The organism is Campylobacter sp. BCW_6464 (assembly GCF_001762775.1).
In the GTDB taxonomy this organism is placed as follows: Bacteria; Campylobacterota; Campylobacteria; order Campylobacterales; family Campylobacteraceae; genus Campylobacter_D; species Campylobacter_D jejuni.
Genome location: NZ_MJXM01000080.1, coordinates 85,824 through 104,294, shown reverse-complemented (window position 1 = coordinate 104,294; position 18,471 = coordinate 85,824). Strand labels below are relative to the sequence as shown.

Genomic DNA, 18,471 nt, shown 5'->3' with positions numbered 1-18,471 from the left:
TGTCAAAAATTAATAAAACGATGTAATTGTAGCACATAAATTTGGAGTTTTTTCTTAAGAAGCACTTAAAATGATAAAAATTTTAAATCTGAAGGATAAAAACATCTAAAGAAAAGCCTAGCTAAAGGGATTTAAGCTAGGCGTGTAATTTTAAGGAGTTTTTCTTATGAATGTTTTTCGGTTCGTTTAGAAGTATAAGCCTAAAAAGTAAACGAGAAGTAATATATAGTTGTTTTAAATTATTTTGATAAAAAAACAAGTAAATTTTTACAAGCTAGGGATAAAATTTTATAAGTTTCATCAAAATTTCCACTATACCAAGGATCAGGGACTTCATTATAGTTTAGACTAGGGCTAAAATCAGCGATTTTTAAAACTTTGCTTTGAGTGTTGGTGAAGTTTTTTAAAACATTTTTGAAGTTAGAATTGTCCATGGTGATTAAAAAATCGCTTTCATTGCAAAGCTTTTGAGTGAGTTTTTTGCTTGTGAAGTTTTTGTGTTCTATATTAAGTTGGGCAAGCTTGTTTTTGGTGCCATAGTGCATACCTTCTCCATCGTGTTCTCCTGAAGTTCCAGCACTGCTTATAAAAAATTCTTTTTCTAAATTTGCTTTTTTGACAAGATCTTTCATGATAAATTCTGCCATAGGTGAACGGCATATATTGCCTAAGCATATAAAGAGTATTTTTTTCATTTTTATCCTTGAGTTTTAATTAAAAATTATAAAAAATATCATACAATAAATCCATGGAAAATTTCAATAGAACTTTGCTTGTGTGTTGGTTTGGTGTTTTTACCACAAGCATGGGGCTTAGTCAAATCGCTCCGATTTTGCCTTTTTATATCAAAGAACTAGGACATGTTGATACGAGTGAAATAGCGTTTTATTCAGGACTTGCTTTTGGGATCACTCCGCTTTTTATGGCTGTTTTTTCGCCTTTATGGGCTTTTTTGGGTGCAAAGTATGGTTATAAAAATATGCTTCTTCGTGCAAGTTTTGGAATGTCGGTTTTAACCTTATGGCTCAGTTTTGCTCATAGTGCTTTAGAAGTGGTTTTTGTGCGGGGTTTAACAGGGGTAATTTCAGGTTTTACTTCTGCTGCTGTTGTGTTTATCGCTGTAATAGCGCCTAAAGAAAAAGTGGCTTATGCTTTAGGAACTCTTTCTACGGCTTCTATAAGTGGAAGTTTGCTTGGGCCTTTGTTTGGTGGCTTTGTGGCTGAATTTTTTAGCATTAGTGCGGTTTTTGATGTGGTGGCTTTTTTGATCGCTTGTTCTTTTGTGACGATTTATTTTTTCATCCATGAGAGAAAAATTCAAAAAGAGGCGAAGAAAAATACTCAAAAAGTAAAAGAAAACAAAACCCTTATCATCGTTCTTTTTATCACTACTTTTGTGATACAATTTGGCACTTTTGGAGTGATGCCAATTTTAAGTATCTATGTTGAGCAAATTCATCAAGGTGGAAATTTGGCTCTTTGGGCAGGTATAGTGGTGGCTGCAAGTGGGATTAGCAATCTTTTTTTCGCACCAAAACTTGGAAAAATCGCCGATAAGATAGGGCCTAGTAAGATTATTTTGATAGCTTTGATATTTTGTGGAATTTGCTTTTACTTGCAGGCTGTAGCAAGTAATGTTTATACGCTTATTTTCGTGCGTTTGCTTATAGGTGTAGGACTTGGAGGGCTTTTGCCTTGTGTGAATGCCTTGCTTAAAAAAAGTGTGAGTGCTAAAAATTTAAGTGTGATTTTTGGTTTTAATCAAACTTGTCAATTTTTGGGAAATTTTTGTGGAGCTTTTGGCGGAGGGATTATGGCTTCACATTTTAGTGTGGAATTTGTTTTTACTTTTGTGTGTTTGATTTTTATCATTAATGCTTTTATTTTCTTAGCGTTTGAGAAAAAATATATCTTTTCAAATCAAGGTTTATAAATTTAGAAAGGTTTAAAATGGAAATGATTTTATTTGTTTTAGTGATGATTTTACTTGTGCTTTTGTTTGTAGTGCTTTTTAGGCAGTATAAAAGCCCTAAAATAGAAGAAAAAAGTACGCAAAGTTTTAGTGATATCATGCAGCTTAAATCCATAGGAGAATTAAGTGTTTTTCAGGTTTTTAGCAAAGAGATTGTCACTAAAAAAGATAGTGCTTTTAATGGAATTTGGAAAAATCTTTTAGGATGGTCTTTGAGTGAAAGACAGATTGCTTTGATTTTTGAATTTGAGATCACTTTCTTGTATGATTTAAGGGATAAAAACTTTGATATTTTGCCTTTAGGAGATGATACTTATAAGATCATCATGCCAGAGTGTAGATATAAACACAGCATCATAGATATGAAATTTTATGATGAAAAAAATGCTAAATTTTTACCTTTTTTGCTACCTGATTCTATCAATAGTACGGGGATTAGTTTTAGCGAAAGTGATAAAAACAAACTCATAAAAGAAGCCAAAGATGAGGTTAAAGACTTGTCTTTAAATCTTATCCAAAATTTAGAAAGCAAAATTCATAAAAGTGCTAAGGATACTTTAGAAGCTATTGCTAAAGGTTTTGGGGCTAAGAGAGTGGAATTTGAATTTAAAGATAACACGCAAAAGCTAGATGTAAACTAGCTTTTTTTCTTTTCTTGCTTGGGCGATGCTTAGTTTGCTATTTTGTAAATTTTTTGATTATTTCATAGTTTTGTAAAAGCTGTTCAAAAGAAAAATTTAAATTTGCAGGAGAAGTTGAGGGTAGGGCTACGGCTTTTAAATGAGAGTGAAATTTAGTAAAAAATTTATAAGCACTTTGTCCGGTGGTAAAAATGGCTTGGATTTTGGCTTGAGAAAGGATTAGGTTTAAATCATTGGCTTTTGCATAGCTTATGGTTTTATCATCTGAATTTTTTATCTTGCAACTTTGAAGTACATCCCAAAGAGCGATATGTTTTTTTCTTAAAAAGGCTTGTTGTTCTGTGATATTTTCTAATTTTACATCAAAAAGTGTTTCTAGTATAGGCCAAAAACGATTTCTTGGGTGTTGATAATAAAAGCCGTCTTGTCTTGATTTGATAGAAGGAAAAGAGCCCAAAATTAAGATTTTAGAATCCTTGTCAAAAAAAGGCTCAAAAGGGTGAGTTAGAAATTCACTCACTCGCACAAATCCACAGAAATTTTTCCGTTTTTAATTTCGCTGATTTTAACTTTTAAGCTTTGGTTTTCGCTTAAATTAAGATGCTTGCTTTTTGAACTATGCAATAAACCATCAACACCATTTTTAAGTTCCACAAAGGCTCCAAAAGGAGCGATTTTTTTAACAATACCTTGAAATTCTTGCCCAAGTTCAAAGTCTGATATATCTTTGTCTTTAGAGCCTTTTTTAGTTCCTTTTTGAGAGCTTGTGATATTTATGATGTAGTCTTTTGCGGCTTTGATTTGCTCGTTTTGATTACCTGCTATTTTTACTTCACCTTTTTCGCGATCTAAGTCTATAGAAACGCCAAATTTTTCTATGATTTCTTTGATGGTTTTTCCAGCTTGCCCTATGATATCAACGATTTTTGAAGGATCAACGCTAAAAAGCTCAAGTTTAGGTAAAACTTCTTCATTGACTACGATTTCTTTGGCGGCTTCTTCCATGATATTTAGGATGTGAATTCTTCCTTCTTTGGCTTGGTATAAAGCTTGTTTTAGTGTTTCTTGATCGATTCCGCCTAGTTTTATATCCATTTGAAGAGCAGTAACGCCGTCTTTGCTTCCTGCTACTTTAAAGTCCATATCCCCATCATGATCTTCAAGTCCCATGATATCTGTTAAAACAGCAAATTTGCTATCTTCAAAGATAAGCCCCATGGCTACTCCTGCAACAAGTTTTAAGCTTGGCACTCCTGCTGCTTTTAGGGCTAAAGATCCGCCACAAACCGTTGCCATAGAACTTGAGCCATTGCTTTCTAAAATTTCACTGACTAAGCGGATTACATAAGGATAGTTTTCATCTATGCTTGGATAAAGTGCTCTTTTGGCTAAATTTCCATGTCCTAGCTCTCTTCTTCCTGGAGCTTTGATAGGACTTGCTTCGCCTACTGAAAAACCTGGAAAATTATAATTTACCATAAAGCGTTCGCTTATAGGATTTTTTTCTGTAAGCAAGTCTATCATTTGAGCATCGTTTTCTCCGCCTAAGGTTGCAACCACTAGAGCTTGAGTTTGTCCACGAGTGAAAAGACAAGAGCCATGAGCGTTTGGCAAGAGATTGGTTTCTATACTGATAGGACGAACCTCGTTTAAACTTCTACCATCAGCTCTTTTGCTTTCATTTAAAATTTGCTCACGAATAAGTTTGCGTTTGACTTTAGCTAAGGTATTTAAGATACTTTCTTCGCTCCAGTCTTTAGCGATTTCAAGATTTAAAATTTCTTTAGCGATTTTATTTAGTTCGCTTGCTCTTTCGCTTTTTGCCATTTGATTGATGGCTTCTTTGATTTGTTTTTGGAAATTATTTTCTATAAAAGCTAAAATTTCAGGATGTTCAATCTCATTTTTTAGTTCGATTTGAGAATTTTTTTTGTGTTTGCCAAAGGCTTCTTCATAAGCATTTGAGCCATTTAATATAGCTTTTTGAGCTAAATTTAGAGCTTCTAAAATTTCATCTTCGCTAAGTTCATTCATATTTTGTGAAGTGGTTTGAGTTAAAACATCAGCATAAGGAGCTTCGATAAAGATTTCATTTTCTTTTTGATCAGGTAAGGCTCTCATTTCTATCATCAAAAGCTCATCTTTTACACCTGCTACATAGAGATCTAGGGTGCTATTTTGAAGCTCTTCATTGTTTGGATTGAGTATGAAATTTCCATCTATCTTTCCTATGCGAACACCACATACTGGAGCTTTCATAGGTATATCACTAAGATAAAGTGCCACACTTGCGGCATTTAAGCTCATTACTTGCAAATCTACTTTAGGATCAGCTGAGAGAACCATCACAACGATTTGAGTCGGATAAGCATAGCCTTTTGGAAAAAGAGGGCGTAAGCTTCTATCAATAATGCGCGCTGTTAAGGTTTCTGCATCACTTGGCTTGGTTTCTCTTTTGACATAACCACCAGGGATTTTTCCTGCGGCATAAGCTTTTTCGATGTATTGGACGGTTAGGGGTAAAAAATCTTCTTCAACTTGTTTTTCTTCTCTTGCAACTGTAGCTAGAACAACGCTTTTGCCTTGTCTCATTAAAACAGCACCGGCAGCTTGTTTGGCGACTTTATCTATATCAAATATTTCTGTATTTTTGTTAATTTCTATGCTGTATTGCATTACTTTTCCTTTTTTACCAGATAATAAATTCGTAAAATTTTTTAAAATATTTAGCAAATTTTATCCTTTTTAAATTTTGTTTTCACTTTCTGCTAAAGAGAAATCGTATTTTACTCCTCCTAAAGGATAGAAGTTGAAAATAAAATAAACTCCGCTTTGATTTTTAGCTGTGATGCCACCACTTGTGAGTTGTGGATCGATTCTTTCTCTATACATTAAAGAATAGTTCCAACATTTTCTTTGGTAGGTATAGCCAAGTTCCCACATGTTTGCATGAGCTCTTTGAGCATCAAACCAAATTCCACCAAATAAATTGTAATTAGGTGTGGCAATATAATTTGCTCTTGTGCCAATAAAGCTATATTTTCCATACTCATCGTTTTGATAAGCATGAGAAAACATCCAATTAAATTTTGAATTTGTATTGACTTCTATTTGGCTGATGACATTGGTAAAGCGACTTTGTTCATAAGAGTAAAGCACTTCGCTGTTGAGATTGATGTTTGCATTAAAATAATAAGTTAAAAGATTTTCAAGTTCATAGAATTTATTTTGTTTATTGAGATAGTCAAGTGAAAATCTGTGTTTGAGTTTTTTTTGTCCTTCGTTGTTATAGAAATATTGCACAGCATAAAGACTTGTATGTTCGTTTTCTTTGTCGTATTCTTCAAGATAATCTTGCGCGATTTTACCTGATTTTGCTCCTGGTAAAATGTAATTCACTCCTAAATTTAAAGTATGAAAGAAATTTTCATAAGCTTTTGAAAGATCGGTGTAGAGATTAAAATCATGAGTGTTTCTAAAATAATGCTCATGGTTTCTTTCGGGATCGTTGCTATAATTTACAAAAGAAGCATAAAATCTTTCTGTAAAAGTAAAGTGTAAAAAGTCTCCAAAAAAAGCATTGTGATACGAGATAGGCAAGTCTAAATTTAACTCATTTGCATAAGAACCAGCAGGTCGATAAAAATTATGAAATGAAGCATCAAATGAATAACGCAAGCGTTCATCAAAAAGGTTATTTAAAAATCTATGATATTGAAAGCTTGGATATTCTTGCAAGGTTGTATTGTTGCTAAGTTTAGATGTGTCGATATAATATCTTGCATAAGCTCCGTAAAAATTGTTTTCATCGGCTAAAAAATAATTGATTTTGGAGGTTACAAGCGAGTTAAGATCTCGATAATCTCTACTTCCTAAATTTAAATAATCCACATCGTTGAGATAGGTTGCATCTATCCATAGGCCTTCTTGAAAATTATCACTGAGTAAAGATTTGATTAAATCATCTCTTGAGTATTTTAGTTCTATTCCATAGTGGGTTTTGTTTTTCAAATTTTCATCGTGAAAATAGGAGCTATTTTCCCTAAAAGCACCAAAATTTAATTCTCCTGTTGAATATGGAGAATCAAGAAATCTTAAAGTAGAATAAAGTCCAAAACCACGGTTTGTTCGAATTTGTGGATCAAGTTCTAAATCCCAATTTTCTTGAGTGGCAATATAAATAGGTTGTTCATAGTATAAGCCTTCGCTACTTTTTAAAACGATTTTTGGGATTAAAAGCCCGCTTTGTCTATGAGTATCAGCACTAAATCCAAAATAAGGTAGATAAAAAACCGGGGTATTTTTAACATATAATCTTGCATTGTAAAGATGAACAAAATTGGTTTCCCGGTTAAGCCAGCCTTTTGAAAAACGAATTTCCCAATCAGGATCTTCAACATTGCAGCTTGAAACTGCTGAAATTTTACTTTCAAAGACTTTATCATTTAGATGGCTTGTTTTGCTTTGAAACCATACTTCAAGATTGTTATTGGAAAAGAAAAAATTACTAAAATCGGCTTGATTGGAATTTAGGTTGATTTTAGCATAATCAGAATGTGATCTTTCGTTTTGTCCTCTTAGGATGTTAACATCGCCAAAAAGCTCAACATCTCCGGTTTTTTCATTGTAAATTGCTTTATTGGCAGTGATGAAATAAAAATCAGAAAAAATAATAACATCATTGTTCGCAGTAAGAATATCACCTTCTTTTTTTGCATCAAGAGCGTAAATATCAACTTGTGCTGCACTTAAAGCTATGCTAGTTCCTAGCAATAGGGAAAATTTACGCCACATCGACTACTATTGTCCTTGCTAGATAATCCTCCCAAGCTTTGCGTAAATCATTACTTAAAGCCCAAGCAAACCCAAGCATAAACGCCATAGCACTAACTTGTCTTATGGCAGATCTGATGCAACTTTGGATGAGATTGGGTTTGTCAAGAAGATTTTCATTCAAGATGATAATTTTGCATAATATTTTTCCCAAACTTGCCCCATAAAGATAAGTAAAAATTGCTTGATAACTAAAATGAAGCAAGATGAAGCCAAGATAAAAATTTCCTATAATTTGAGTCGTTTCAAATAAATCTTTTGCTTGGATTAGACGATCATAAAAAATGATAAACACAATCAAAGAAATAACCATATCATCGATTAAAAAAGCTAGAACTCTTTTTCCAAAACTTGCTATTTTTAGATTTTCACGCTCTAAGCGGTCTTGTAAATTTTCTTTCATTTAAGAACCTGATGAGCGATGTCTTTTCTGTATTGTTTTCCTTTGAAATTTACATTATCACAAAGTTTATAAGCATTTTTTTGCGCTTCTTCTATACTTTTTCCTGTGCCAACGCAAACTAAAACTCTTCCACCATCAGCCATTAATTTGCCATCTTCTAGGCTTACTCCAGCATAAGAAATATGAGAGTTTTCAGGAATGTTATTTACAGTAATTTCGCTTTTTGGTGAACTTTTGTAAGGATAGTTTTCACTCGCGCATACAACCCCTACTGCAAATTCTTTTTTGATTTTGATTTTTGCGTGTCTTAAGCGTCTTTGAGTAGCAGCTAAAATAAGCTCTAAAGGATCTTCGATTAAAGGCATTAAAACTTCACATTCAGGATCGCCAAAGCGAACATTAAATTCTAATACATAAGGTTTATTTCCAACGATCATAGCACCTATAAATAAAACGCCACAAAATTCCGCTCCTTCTTTTTTCATGCCTGCTAAAGTCGGTAAAATAATATCTTTTTGAACTTTTCTAAGCAAGCTTTCGTTCGCCAAAGAGCTAGGAGCGTAAGCACCCATTCCGCCAGTATTTGGCCCTTGATCATTATCGAGTAATTTTTTATGATCTTGTGCTACAGGAAGTAAAACAAAATCATTGCCATCACATACTGCAAAAATGCTTAATTCATAACCATCTAAAAATTCTTCAATTACAACGAGTTTTCCAGCATCTCCAAAGCTTTCTCCGCTCAGCATTTTAGCTGTTTCTTCTATAGCTTCTTCATGAGTCTTAGTTATGATAACACCTTTTCCTGCACAAAGTCCATCGGCTTTTACTACTATAGGAGGGGTTAAACTATGTATAAAATTTTTTGCTTTTTCAATATCATTTGTGTTTAAAAATTTGGCTGTTTTGATACGGTATTTTTTAAGAAAGCTTTTCATAAAAGATTTTGAGGTTTCAAGCATTGCAGCAGCTTTACTTGGCCCAAAAATAGCAAGTCCTTGTTGTTTAAAAATATCTACAACCCCTTCAGCTAAAAAACTTTCACTTCCTACTATACAAAGATCAAAACCTTTTTCTTTTGCATAGGTTGCTAAAACTACTGGATCTTTTAGGTTTAAATTTGTTCCAAGACTTTTGGTAGCGCCATTTCCAGGAGCAAAATAAAACTCTAAATTTTTGTCTACTCTTCTTAAGGCTAAAGCAATAGAATATTCTCTTGCACCACTACCCAAAATCATTATTTTCATTTATATCTCCTTTTAAACCTAAACAGCCGTTTAACAAAGATTGACCCCAAAAAGTCAAAGAAAACCGCTAGGTAATTTTTAAAGGTTGCAACTTCTCGCTTTTTTCAAAGCTCAAACGATGCCACAGAACACGGTAAATCACACAATCGCAGTTAATAAAAATGTGTTGGATCACTTTAAATACCACAAACTGTTTAGGCAAGGAAATTATAACTTAATTTAGCTTAAATTTCTATGTCTTAAATCAGTTTAAATTTGGTTTTTCCTGATTTGTCAAAATGCTTTCCTTGTAAAATAATATCGGCAACATTTTCCCAAACATGTTTTTCATCAATATAGACTATATCAAAGGTGTTATCACGCATTAAAGACTGATAATTCACTTTTTTAGGTGCGTATTTTACTAAATAATACGGATTTTGTGAAAAGTTTTCAATTTTTAATTTGCATAATAAATCTAAATCCGATGTGACAACTAAAAATTTTTTTCTTTGTTCTTTTGTAATTTTTTGAATATACACTAAAAGTTTTTGATCAAAAGGATTTAGAGCGGATTTATTTAAGCGACTTAAGTAATGTTCTGCAAAAGAAAGAGAACAGAAAGAATTTTCTATATTGCTCATAGTAAAATAAGAATTTTTAACCCCTGATGATTTTAAAGATAAGTGCCAAATTTTAACATCCATTATGGTTGCACATAGATTTAAACCTGTGACAATTTTTTTAAAAAGCTTTTCTCGTGAAAGCTTAAAAGCATTTTCGAAAATATTGTAATTTTTCTTATAAAAATCTTCCCTTATAGCATCAAGTCTTTTTAGTGTTGTTCTGTAGTATTCTGCTTCTTTTTGTAGTTTAGCCAATCTTTCTTGTCGTGCTTTAAGTTTTTCAGGGTCTGTATTGGCCGCATTGCTTTTAAGATTTATTTCAGATTGCAAAGTTTTCATTTGTGCTTCAAGTGAGGCTAGACGATTTTTTCTTGTATCTATGGTGGCTACTAAAGCTTGGTAATGACACTGCAAAGATAAAAAAGTTTCGTTAAAAATTTTAGTGATATTTGGTTTTTGATCAGCTATCATTTGCTTATATGAATTCTCTAAATGCATCATGATACTTTTTAACGCGCTAAATTGGGTTTGGTCTATGCTATTATCCATAAAAACTAAAGTATCATAAGCTTTAAATAAAAATCTTTTAAGTATAAGATAATCAAGTATGCAAGGAATTTCCTTTTCATCTTGTAGATTGGCTTGAAGTGTTTCTACGGATAAAATTTCATGGGCAAAATATTTTTGTATAGCTTGAGGTATAGTAAAAGAAAGAGGAATTTTTTCTATACTGTCAAAGTCTGTTGTTCTATAGAGTTCTGTTATATAAGCACTTCTTCTTGAGTTTTGCAAGTCTTCTAATTCATCATCATTATCAGTTTTCCAAAAATCATGCTCAGTGATAAAATCCCCTTCTTTAAATTCTTGAAATTTTGAAGGTTTTATACCCGTTATGGTTTTGCTTGTTTGAACGGGCTTGCCGTCTTCTGCTTTTTTTTCGCTAGAAAGAGTTCTAAATTCCACAAGCATACCAACACTTGGCATACTTTTTTTATCACTCCAAATTTGGCGATTGAAGTCAAAAAAGGTATTTGCTGAGTTTGTAACGGTTCCACGTCCTGTAGAATCCATATAAATAGCTATTTTTCCATGCATATTTCTTCCTTGAAATTTCTTAAATAAATTCTAGCCTTATTTTTATAAAAATTTTATAATAAAAATAAGAGCTAGAAAAAATGGATCATTCCCATTCTATGGTTGCAGGTGGTTTGCTTGAGATATCATAAACAACGCGGTTTATACCTTCTACTTCATTGATGATACGGCGACTTATGTTTTCTAAAACTTCGTAAGGTAAATGCGAGAAAGTAGCTGTCATACCATCACTTGCATCTACAACGCGTATGCAAACTGCATTATCATAAGTGCGGTTATCCCCCATAACCCCAACACTTTTAACATTTAAAAGCACACAAAATGCTTGCCAAGTTTTATCATACCAACCTGTGCTTTTAAGTTCTTCAAGTAAAATTACATCAGCCTTACGCAATAGTTCTAAGCTAGGGTGATTTACTTCTCCCATAATGCGTATAGCAAGCCCTGGTCCAGGGAAAGGATGGCGATAAACCACTTCTTTGCTAAGTCCAAGCTCAAGTCCTAAAACACGCACTTCATCTTTGAAAATTTCTTTTAAAGGCTCTATGAGTTTAAGATTCATTTTTTCAGGTAAGCCCCCTACATTATGATGGCTTTTAATGGTTTTGCTTGCACCTACAACAGAACTTTCTATGATATCAGTATAAAGTGTTCCTTGAGCGAGATATTTTACATCTTTATGTTTTTTTGCTTCTTCTTCAAAAACTTCTATAAAGGTATTTCCTATGATTTTTCTTTTTTGCTCAGGATCTCTAACATTAGCCAAGCGACTTAAGAAAATTTCACTTGCATCAATGCTGATAAGATCGATACCTAAGGTATTTTTAAACATAAATTCAACTTGTTCTTTTTCTCCGCTTCTTAAAAGTCCATTATCTACAAAAACTACTATAACTTGCTCTTTTATAGCACTGGCTAAAAGTGCAGCAACTACACTACTATCTACTCCGCCACTTACAGCACAAAGCACTTTATCACTGCCTACTTCTTCACGGATTTTTTCCGCTTGAGTTTTTGCAAAAGAACCCATATTCCAAACGCTTTCACAATTACAAGCGTATTTAGCAAAATTTTTTAAGATATTTTTGCCAAATTCACTGTGTTGTACTTCTGGGTGAAATTGCAGAGCAAAAAATTTCTTATCTTCGTTGCCAAAAACACAAAAAGGACTATTTTCACTTGTGGCTAAAACTTCAAAACCTTGAGGTAAATTTTCTACTTTATCAGAATGACTCATCCAAACGGTTTGTTTTTTTGGAAGATTTTTAAATAAAGCACTATCTTTTTTAACTTCTATGTTTGCTTTACCGTATTCTTTATGTCCTGCAGGTGCAACTGTAGCTTTGTAATGATGTGCCATAAGCTGCATACCATAACAAATTCCAAGAACAGGTAAACCCAAGTTAAATATGCCTTTATCGCAAAAATACGCATCAGTTGCATATACGCTTGCTGGACCTCCGCTTAAAATAATACCTTTTGGTTCTTTCGCCTTAATATCAGCTAAGCTTACATTAAAAGGTAAAATTTCTGCATAAACTCCTTGTTCCCTTAAGCGTCTTGCTATAAGCTGAGTGTATTGAGAGCCAAAGTCTAAAACTAAAATATCTGCTTTTTTCATTATTTACCACCTATGTAATTGTTCGTATTTTTTAATGGTTTTTACCGAACCATTTTGTTCATAGCTTGTGTATTGAGGGTTGCCTTTATATCCGCAAGCACAGAAGAAAATTAAGAAAAGAAATGCTAAAATCATCTTATGAGAAAAAGAAATAATATTAAGATGACTAAAAACGCTAGTGCTGTTATTAATGAATTGATGGATAAACCTCATTATAAGCCTTTAAAAACCTTATTTTTTTGCAAAGATTTTTTAAGTTCTTTTCCGCTTGCCAAGCAACGTTTGATTGCTAAAATTTATGTAAAAAATCATATTTTAAATATAATAACCTTACATCCAGCAGCTTATCAAGAATTAAATCATGATGATAGCAAAATTTATATTAAATTTCTCATAAAAGCATATGGGCAAAAATATCCTTTAAGCGGATTTGTTGATATAAAAGATATAAAAATTTTTCCCCAAAAATACACTTATGCAGTAAATAAAAACAAAAATGATGAAAAACTCTCTAAAAATTCTTATTTGGAGCTTTCTAAGGGTGAATTTAAAAATTGCTTTAAAGATGAAAAATTATTTAAGAAATTTGAAGATTTAAGAGAACTTATAAAAAAAGGTTCTAATCTTGACTAAAGAGAATTTAGAAAATGAGCTAAAAACTCTTCCCAATAGTGCTGGAGTTTATCAATACTTCAATCAAGAAGGAAAGCTTTTATATGTAGGTAAGGCTAAAAATCTTAAAAATCGTGTCAAATCTTATTTTGCTTTTGCTCCAAATTTACATGCAAGTCCAAGAAATTCTTTAAGAATTCAAAAAATGATTGAAGAAACAGTGCATTTGGAATTTATCTCTACTAATTCAGAGGCTGATGCTTTGATTTTAGAAAATTCTTTTATCAAACAACTGCATCCAAAATATAATATTTTACTAAGAGATGATAAAACTTATCCTTATATTTATGTGGATTTTGAAGAAGAATTCCCACGCTTTGAGATCACTAGAAAATTGGTAAAAAAAAGCAAAATCAAATATTTTGGTCCTTTTTTTAAAGGCGCTAGAGAGCTTTTAGATGCGCTTTATTTATATTATCCTTTAAAGCAAAAAGCAAGTTGTAAATCCCCTTGTATTTTTTATCAAATTTCTCGTTGTCTTGCGCCTTGCGATAAACGCATCAGCAGGGAAAAATACCTTGAAATTTTAGATGAGGCTATGCACGCACTTTTAAATCCTAGCGTTTTACTCAAAAACTTAGAAAAACAAATGCTTGTTTTAGCACAGAATGAAAATTACGAAGAAGCAGCTAAAGTAAGGGATCAGATTGCAACGATTAAAGATTTGGAAGTTAGAGTTGAAATAGATATTGCAAAATTAGAAGATTTTGAAGTGTTTGCTTTAGCTTTTGAAGATTCTATGCTTTCAACCTTGCGTTTTGTAGCGCAAAATGGAAAAATTATCAGTGCAAATTCTAAGTTTACTCCTATAAAAAATGATATACAATGGGATAAAAATGAAATTTATAAGCAATTGATTTTAGAAAATTTTAGTATGGACATTCCTTTGCTTGCAAATGTTATTTATGTTTATGAAGAATTTGAAGATAGAGTGCTTTTGGAAGAAATTTTAAGCCAAAGATTTGATAAAAAAATCAGTATTAAAATCCCTAAAATAGGAGAAAAAAGAAGAATTTGTGATTTGGCTTTTCAAAATGCACTTTTAAATATAGAAAAAGAGCAAAAAAATCATGGTTTTACTATACAAAAAGAATTAAAGTCTTATTTTGAGCTTGAAAATTTACCAAATGATATAGAAATTTTTGATAATTCTCATTTGCAAGGCGTGGCAAATGTTGGAGCTATGGTAAATTATAGTGCAAATTCTTGGGATAAGTCAAAATATCGCAAATTTCATTTAAAACATAAAAATGATTATGATCAAATGCGTGAAGTTTTAATGCGTAGGGCTTTGGACTTTGATAAAAATCCACCCCCTGACTTATGGCTTATAGATGGAGGAAAGGCTTTGCTTGATTTGGCTAAAGAAATTATTGTAAGTAGTGGGGCAAATGTCGATATTTTAGCTATTTCAAAAGAAAAAATCGATGCAAAAGCACATAGGGCTAAAGGAGGTGCTAGAGATAAAATTCATTCCTTAAAAGGAGAATTTAGCTTAAGTATTAACGATAAAAAACTACAATTCTTACAGAAATTAAGAGATGAAGCGCACCGTTTTGCTATCAGCTTTCATCAAAATACTAAGAAAAAACAGGACTTGAAAAGTTCTAAGCTTGTAAATTTAGGACTTAGTTCAGGGGTTATACAAAAACTTTTAGCGTATTATGGAAATTTTGAATCTATATATAAGGCTGATTTTAAAGATCTTGCAATGCTTGTAGGCAAGAAAGCGGCACAAAAGATAAAGGAAAATTGATTTGATATTAGCAGGGATAATTTTTATTTTTAATCTAATTTTAGCGTATTTAAGTATTGATATCTTAAAGCTTGATAGTGTTGCTGAACAACTGAAAATAGGTATGTTTTCTAGCATTTTTGTTTTATCTTTAACACTTTTTATTTTTGCTTTTAGACAAAATAGAAATATAAACAAAATATATCAAAAAATTTTTTGCATGCAAAATGATTTTTTAAATTTTCAAAAAAAGATTGATGTTGATAGTGCGCTTGATTTGTTAAAGGAAAAATTTGAAACTACGGGTCAAAATTTAACTAAAATATCCCATGAAAAAGATAGATGTTTGCATTTATTGGAGGAAAATTTATATCAGCTTGGAAATATATCCAATGCAATGCGTTGCTTAAATGAAGGGTATAATAAAGAAATTAATTCTTTGATTTTAAATGCCTTAAATTCTCAAAAAGATCAAATTAGATTAGAATTAAATGAGGCTTTAGAGCATCATAAAAGCATTATAGGGACATCTCACGGAAAGGTTTTGCAGTTTGAAGCAAGTGTGGCTATAGTTAATAATGATAAGCTTGAGAATTTTTTACTTGCAAATTTACTTTCGTATTTTGGCATAGAAAGCACTTGTTTTAAAAATTTAAGTTTTGATGTTAATGACTTTCATTTGATTTTTATCAAGGATAAAATTTTAAATGAAAATGTAAAGAAAAACTATGATTTTATAGTGATGGGTCGCCATAAAAATACACATTATGAGTATTTTTTAACTTTACCTTTTGAAAAAAAAGATCTTGAAAATATTTTGCAAAACAAGCTTGATAAGGTTTGCACTTTAAAATTTAAAACCCCTTATCAAAATAATGTATTGCTTTTTAAACAAAATGATTTTGATGCAACCTTATTTTTTAATATAATAGAAAAACAATGCGATAAAAATATATGTATAAATTCTTTTAGTCAATTAAAACAAGAATTAAGCAAGGAGACTTATCGTTTGATTTTGCTTGATTATGAATTAATTAAATTTGATCTTGAGCAAATGAGAAATTTGCTAAGTGCTTATAAAAAACAGCATCCACAAAGCCATATCATCTTTTTTTCAAAGGAAAAAGTTAGGGATTTTGATTGTGTGAGTGAAGTTTTAAGTGATGTAAGTAGAAATGATCTTATAACTTTACTTAGAAAGTATTTACCAAAGGTCTAAACTTTATAAAATTTAACTCCAGCTAAATCGAGAATTTTTACCTTTTTTTCTTTGATAAGTTGATTTAAGAGAGTTTTGGATTGTTCATCAAATTTCGCTTCTATGTCTATTTCGCTTTGTGAGCGTAAATGAAGTATTTTTAATAATTCTTCTTCATTGAAGCTTAGTTTTTCACCTTCATAATGCCTTTTGGCTAAGAGTACAGGAGTAGAATCTATAAGTTTGGAAAGTTCTAAAAGTTTTTCTTCGCTTACTTTTTTAACGGCATAAGCAGGAGGTCTATCTATGGTACTTAGATCAACTCTTAAAGGTATGATTTTTTTTAAAGCTTGATTGAGCGCTTTAAATTCTTCTTCGTTGTCATTAAGATCTTTAACAACTAGAATTTCCATAATCAAATCTCCATTAAACCTAGCTCTAAAATCTGCCATTTTTTCTATCATTTTTTCTAAGTCAATGTTTTTTAAAGCTCTATCAATACGATAAAAAGTTTTAGCAACTGCACTATCTAGGCTAAATTTGACCATATCTAGTTTTAGTAAAGCATTAAATTTGCCTTCATCTAATACAGCTGTGCCATTGCTTAAAATAAGCAATTTTTTATCTTTAGCAATGCTGCGTAAAGATAAAATAAGCTCATTTAAATAAGGATAAAGACTAGGCTCTCCGTTGGCAGTAAGGGTAAGAAAATCAAATTCAACATTTTTTTCAAGCACAACTTTAACTTCGGAGATAATTTTATCTATGCTGATAATTTCATCCTGTTTTTCTTGGGCTTTTTTTGGATCAAGCTCACAATAAACACAATCAAAATTGCATTGTTTTTTACTAGGGCTTAAATCTATACCCAAAGATCTTCCAAAACGCCTTGAGCTAACAGGACCAAAGAGTATTTTCATTTAGCTGAACTTTCTTGTACAAGCTTGATAAAATATTTTGCATTTTCAACAGGAATATCAGGCAAGATCCCATGTCCTAAGTTGAAAATATGAGCTTTATTTTGCATGGTTTTTAGTATTTTTTCCACTCCTTCTTTGATGGCATTTTTATCATAAAGTCTGCAAGGCTCCATGTTGCCTTGAAGAGTGTATTTGTGTGATAGTTTATCACGTGCTAAATCAAGCGGAGTGCTCCAATCAACCCCAAAAACATCAAAATTACCATCGATTCTATCCAAATAACCGCTAATGCCTTTAGGGAATAAAATTACAGGTATATTTGAGTATTTGCTTTTAATAAAATTTGAAATTTCAAGCATATAATTAAAAGAGAATTCAAAAAACTTATCGTATTCTAAAGCACTTGCCCAGCTATCAAAAATTTGTATAGCATTAGCACCTGCTTTAATTTGCTCTTCTAAATAAAGTTTTAAAACTTGAGTTAGTTTGTTTAGAATTTTATGTAAAAGTTCTGGGTTTTGATAAAGCATTTTTTTACACTTTGCATAATTTTTACTTCCACTTCCTTCTATCATATAGGTAGCTATAGTCCAAGGGCTTCCGCAAAATCCTATTAAAGCCTTGTTTTGAGATAATTTTTCTCTAGTAAGCTTTAAGGCATCATAGACATAATTTAATTTTTTATGCGCATTTTGATCGTCAAGTTTTTCTAAGTCTTCTAGGGTTGAAATAGGATTATCAAAAATAGGCCCTTCTCCTTTTTCAAAGCGTAAATTCATGCCCATTTCGAGAGGAACAACTAAGATATCTGAAAAAATGATTGCTGCATCTACATCTAAAATATCAATAGGCTGTAAAGAAACTTCAGAAGCTTTTTTATAGTCTTTACACAAAGAGAGAAAATCGCCCGCTTGTTTTCTTACTTCCATATATTCTGGCAAATATCTTCCTGCTTGACGCATCATCCAAATAGGGGTATAGGGTGTAGGTTTTTTAAAGCAAGCATCAATAAAAATCATTATTTTCCTTTGTTTTTGGCAAAATTATAACAGAAATTGATAAATTAAATTGGTCAATTTTTCTATATTTTCTTCATATGGAGGAAATAATAAATTTTTTCATTTTATCTGGAGTTATTAGAAAATTTACGAGAATTATTGGAATTCTCGTTTGTGTAGTTTGAGTTTTGATTTGTATATTAAGCCTTTGTATTGTTTGTGGCATTTCCTGCGTCAATTGTAGCAAAAAGCTTATTTAGCAAAGTCTCCTCATTTTTTTTGTATTGATCTTCTCTCATTTTTTGCCAAGCATAAGATCTAAAATCTTCTCTAACAGCACCAAGATCAATGTCTTCATTAGTAAATTTGCTTGAGTTTGTTTTTTTCTCTTCCTTTTCTTCTTTGTTTTTTACTTCATTTAATGTGGCTTGAAATTCATCTGCCGAAGTATTTTTCTCTTTAACTTTAGTTGTGGTGCTAAAGATAGCATTTGATGTTTTTTGAGTGATATCTACTACCATTTTCTCCTCC

At 31.7% G+C, this 18,471-nt stretch carries 16 protein-coding genes; 5 read left to right on the top strand and 11 right to left on the bottom strand.

Annotated elements, in window-relative coordinates:
* Window positions 1–239 precede the first annotated feature (239 nt).
* Window positions 240–695, bottom strand: a complete 456-nt coding sequence (locus AJ885_RS09160; protein ID WP_070281159.1) for a low molecular weight protein-tyrosine-phosphatase — start codon at window positions 693–695, stop codon at window positions 240–242.
* A 53-nt stretch (window positions 696–748) separates the two neighbouring features.
* On the opposite strand from AJ885_RS09160, the gene AJ885_RS09155 reads away from it, so the two are divergent.
* Together AJ885_RS09155 and AJ885_RS09150 are read left to right on the top strand one after the other, a co-directional pair.
* Window positions 749–1,933, top strand: a complete 1,185-nt coding sequence (locus tag AJ885_RS09155; RefSeq protein WP_070248796.1) for an MFS transporter — start codon at window positions 749–751, stop codon at window positions 1,931–1,933.
* Between the two features lie 17 nt (window positions 1,934–1,950).
* Window positions 1,951–2,613 (top strand): DUF4230 domain-containing protein, encoded by a 663-nt coding sequence (locus tag AJ885_RS09150; protein WP_070248799.1) that lies wholly within the window; start codon window positions 1,951–1,953, stop codon window positions 2,611–2,613.
* 37 nt (window positions 2,614–2,650) lie between these two features.
* Here the strand turns inward: AJ885_RS09150 and AJ885_RS09145 are convergent, their stop codons facing one another.
* The 7 genes from AJ885_RS09145 to guaA all read right to left on the bottom strand — a co-directional run bounded on the left by AJ885_RS09145 (window position 2,651) and on the right by guaA (window position 12,417).
* Complete coding sequence (locus AJ885_RS09145; RefSeq protein ID WP_044780115.1) at window positions 2,651–3,133, bottom strand: DNA-deoxyinosine glycosylase; 483 nt, start codon at window positions 3,131–3,133, stop codon at window positions 2,651–2,653.
* Window positions 3,130–5,289 carry a polyribonucleotide nucleotidyltransferase gene (locus tag AJ885_RS09140; RefSeq protein ID WP_070281186.1) on the bottom strand — a complete coding sequence of 720 codons (2,160 nt, stop codon included), beginning with the start codon at window positions 5,287–5,289 and terminating at the stop codon, window positions 3,130–3,132. The genes AJ885_RS09145 and AJ885_RS09140 overlap by 4 nt, the downstream gene beginning before the upstream one ends.
* Before the next feature lie 69 nt (window positions 5,290–5,358).
* On the bottom strand, window positions 5,359–7,407 hold the full coding sequence (locus tag AJ885_RS09135) for an LPS-assembly protein LptD (RefSeq protein ID WP_070281158.1): 2,049 nt from the start codon (window positions 7,405–7,407) through the stop codon (window positions 5,359–5,361).
* On the bottom strand, window positions 7,397–7,849 hold the full coding sequence (locus AJ885_RS09130; protein WP_070281156.1) for an RDD family protein: 453 nt from the start codon (window positions 7,847–7,849) through the stop codon (window positions 7,397–7,399). Before AJ885_RS09130 ends, AJ885_RS09135 begins: the two co-directional genes overlap by 11 nt.
* Complete coding sequence (gene purD, locus AJ885_RS09125; RefSeq protein WP_070281154.1) at window positions 7,846–9,096, bottom strand: phosphoribosylamine--glycine ligase; 1,251 nt, start codon at window positions 9,094–9,096, stop codon at window positions 7,846–7,848. The genes AJ885_RS09130 and purD overlap by 4 nt, the downstream gene beginning before the upstream one ends.
* A gap of 239 nt (window positions 9,097–9,335) precedes the next feature.
* Window positions 9,336–10,796: a hypothetical protein gene (locus AJ885_RS09120; RefSeq protein ID WP_070281151.1), complete on the bottom strand. Its 1,461-nt coding sequence runs from the start codon at window positions 10,794–10,796 to the stop codon at window positions 9,336–9,338.
* 85 nt (window positions 10,797–10,881) lie between these two features.
* Window positions 10,882–12,417 carry a glutamine-hydrolyzing GMP synthase gene (gene guaA, locus AJ885_RS09115; protein ID WP_070281149.1) on the bottom strand — a complete coding sequence of 512 codons (1,536 nt, stop codon included), beginning with the start codon at window positions 12,415–12,417 and terminating at the stop codon, window positions 10,882–10,884.
* A gap of 138 nt (window positions 12,418–12,555) precedes the next feature.
* On the opposite strand from guaA, the gene AJ885_RS09110 reads away from it, so the two are divergent.
* From AJ885_RS09110 to AJ885_RS09100, 3 genes are read left to right on the top strand one after another with little or no spacing between them, the layout of a single operon-like run.
* Window positions 12,556–13,050, top strand: a complete 495-nt coding sequence (locus AJ885_RS09110) for a hypothetical protein (protein WP_070281146.1) — start codon at window positions 12,556–12,558, stop codon at window positions 13,048–13,050.
* Complete coding sequence (uvrC, locus tag AJ885_RS09105) at window positions 13,043–14,845, top strand: excinuclease ABC subunit UvrC (protein WP_070281144.1); 1,803 nt, start codon at window positions 13,043–13,045, stop codon at window positions 14,843–14,845. The genes AJ885_RS09110 and uvrC overlap by 8 nt, the downstream gene beginning before the upstream one ends.
* 1 nt (window position 14,846) lies before the next feature.
* Complete coding sequence (locus tag AJ885_RS09100) at window positions 14,847–16,043, top strand: hypothetical protein (protein ID WP_070281142.1); 1,197 nt, start codon at window positions 14,847–14,849, stop codon at window positions 16,041–16,043.
* Here the strand turns inward: AJ885_RS09100 and AJ885_RS09095 are convergent.
* From AJ885_RS09095 to ciaC, 3 genes are all read right to left on the bottom strand, one after another.
* Complete coding sequence (locus AJ885_RS09095; protein ID WP_070281140.1) at window positions 16,040–16,942, bottom strand: radical SAM protein; 903 nt, start codon at window positions 16,940–16,942, stop codon at window positions 16,040–16,042. The genes AJ885_RS09100 and AJ885_RS09095 overlap by 4 nt on opposite strands.
* On the bottom strand, window positions 16,939–17,961 hold the full coding sequence (hemE, locus tag AJ885_RS09090) for a uroporphyrinogen decarboxylase (protein ID WP_053872398.1): 1,023 nt from the start codon (window positions 17,959–17,961) through the stop codon (window positions 16,939–16,941). The genes AJ885_RS09095 and hemE overlap by 4 nt, the downstream gene beginning before the upstream one ends.
* 179 nt (window positions 17,962–18,140) lie before the next feature.
* A complete protein-coding gene (gene ciaC, locus AJ885_RS09085; protein WP_052857453.1) occupies window positions 18,141–18,461 on the bottom strand; it encodes an invasion antigen CiaC in 321 nt (106 codons plus the stop codon).
* Window positions 18,462–18,471 lie beyond the last annotated feature (10 nt).

Coding starts and splice junctions, on each gene's coding strand:
- AJ885_RS09135 (WP_070281158.1), bottom strand. CDS start 7,407: ATGTGGCGTAAATTTTCCCTATTGCTAGGAACTAGCATAGCTTTAAGT.
- AJ885_RS09095 (WP_070281140.1), bottom strand. CDS start 16,942: ATGAAAATACTCTTTGGTCCTGTTAGCTCAAGGCGTTTTGGAAGATCT.
- AJ885_RS09120 (WP_070281151.1), bottom strand. CDS start 10,796: ATGCATGGAAAAATAGCTATTTATATGGATTCTACAGGACGTGGAACC.
- AJ885_RS09155 (WP_070248796.1), top strand. CDS start 749: ATGGAAAATTTCAATAGAACTTTGCTTGTGTGTTGGTTTGGTGTTTTT.
- hemE (WP_053872398.1), bottom strand. CDS start 17,961: ATGATTTTTATTGATGCTTGCTTTAAAAAACCTACACCCTATACCCCT.
- AJ885_RS09110 (WP_070281146.1), top strand. CDS start 12,556: ATGAGAAAAAGAAATAATATTAAGATGACTAAAAACGCTAGTGCTGTT.
- purD (WP_070281154.1), bottom strand. CDS start 9,096: ATGAAAATAATGATTTTGGGTAGTGGTGCAAGAGAATATTCTATTGCT.
- guaA (WP_070281149.1), bottom strand. CDS start 12,417: ATGAAAAAAGCAGATATTTTAGTTTTAGACTTTGGCTCTCAATACACT.
- ciaC (WP_052857453.1), bottom strand. CDS start 18,461: ATGGTAGTAGATATCACTCAAAAAACATCAAATGCTATCTTTAGCACC.
- AJ885_RS09150 (WP_070248799.1), top strand. CDS start 1,951: ATGGAAATGATTTTATTTGTTTTAGTGATGATTTTACTTGTGCTTTTG.
- AJ885_RS09160 (WP_070281159.1), bottom strand. CDS start 695: ATGAAAAAAATACTCTTTATATGCTTAGGCAATATATGCCGTTCACCT.
- AJ885_RS09140 (WP_070281186.1), bottom strand. CDS start 5,289: ATGCAATACAGCATAGAAATTAACAAAAATACAGAAATATTTGATATA.
- AJ885_RS09130 (WP_070281156.1), bottom strand. CDS start 7,849: ATGAAAGAAAATTTACAAGACCGCTTAGAGCGTGAAAATCTAAAAATA.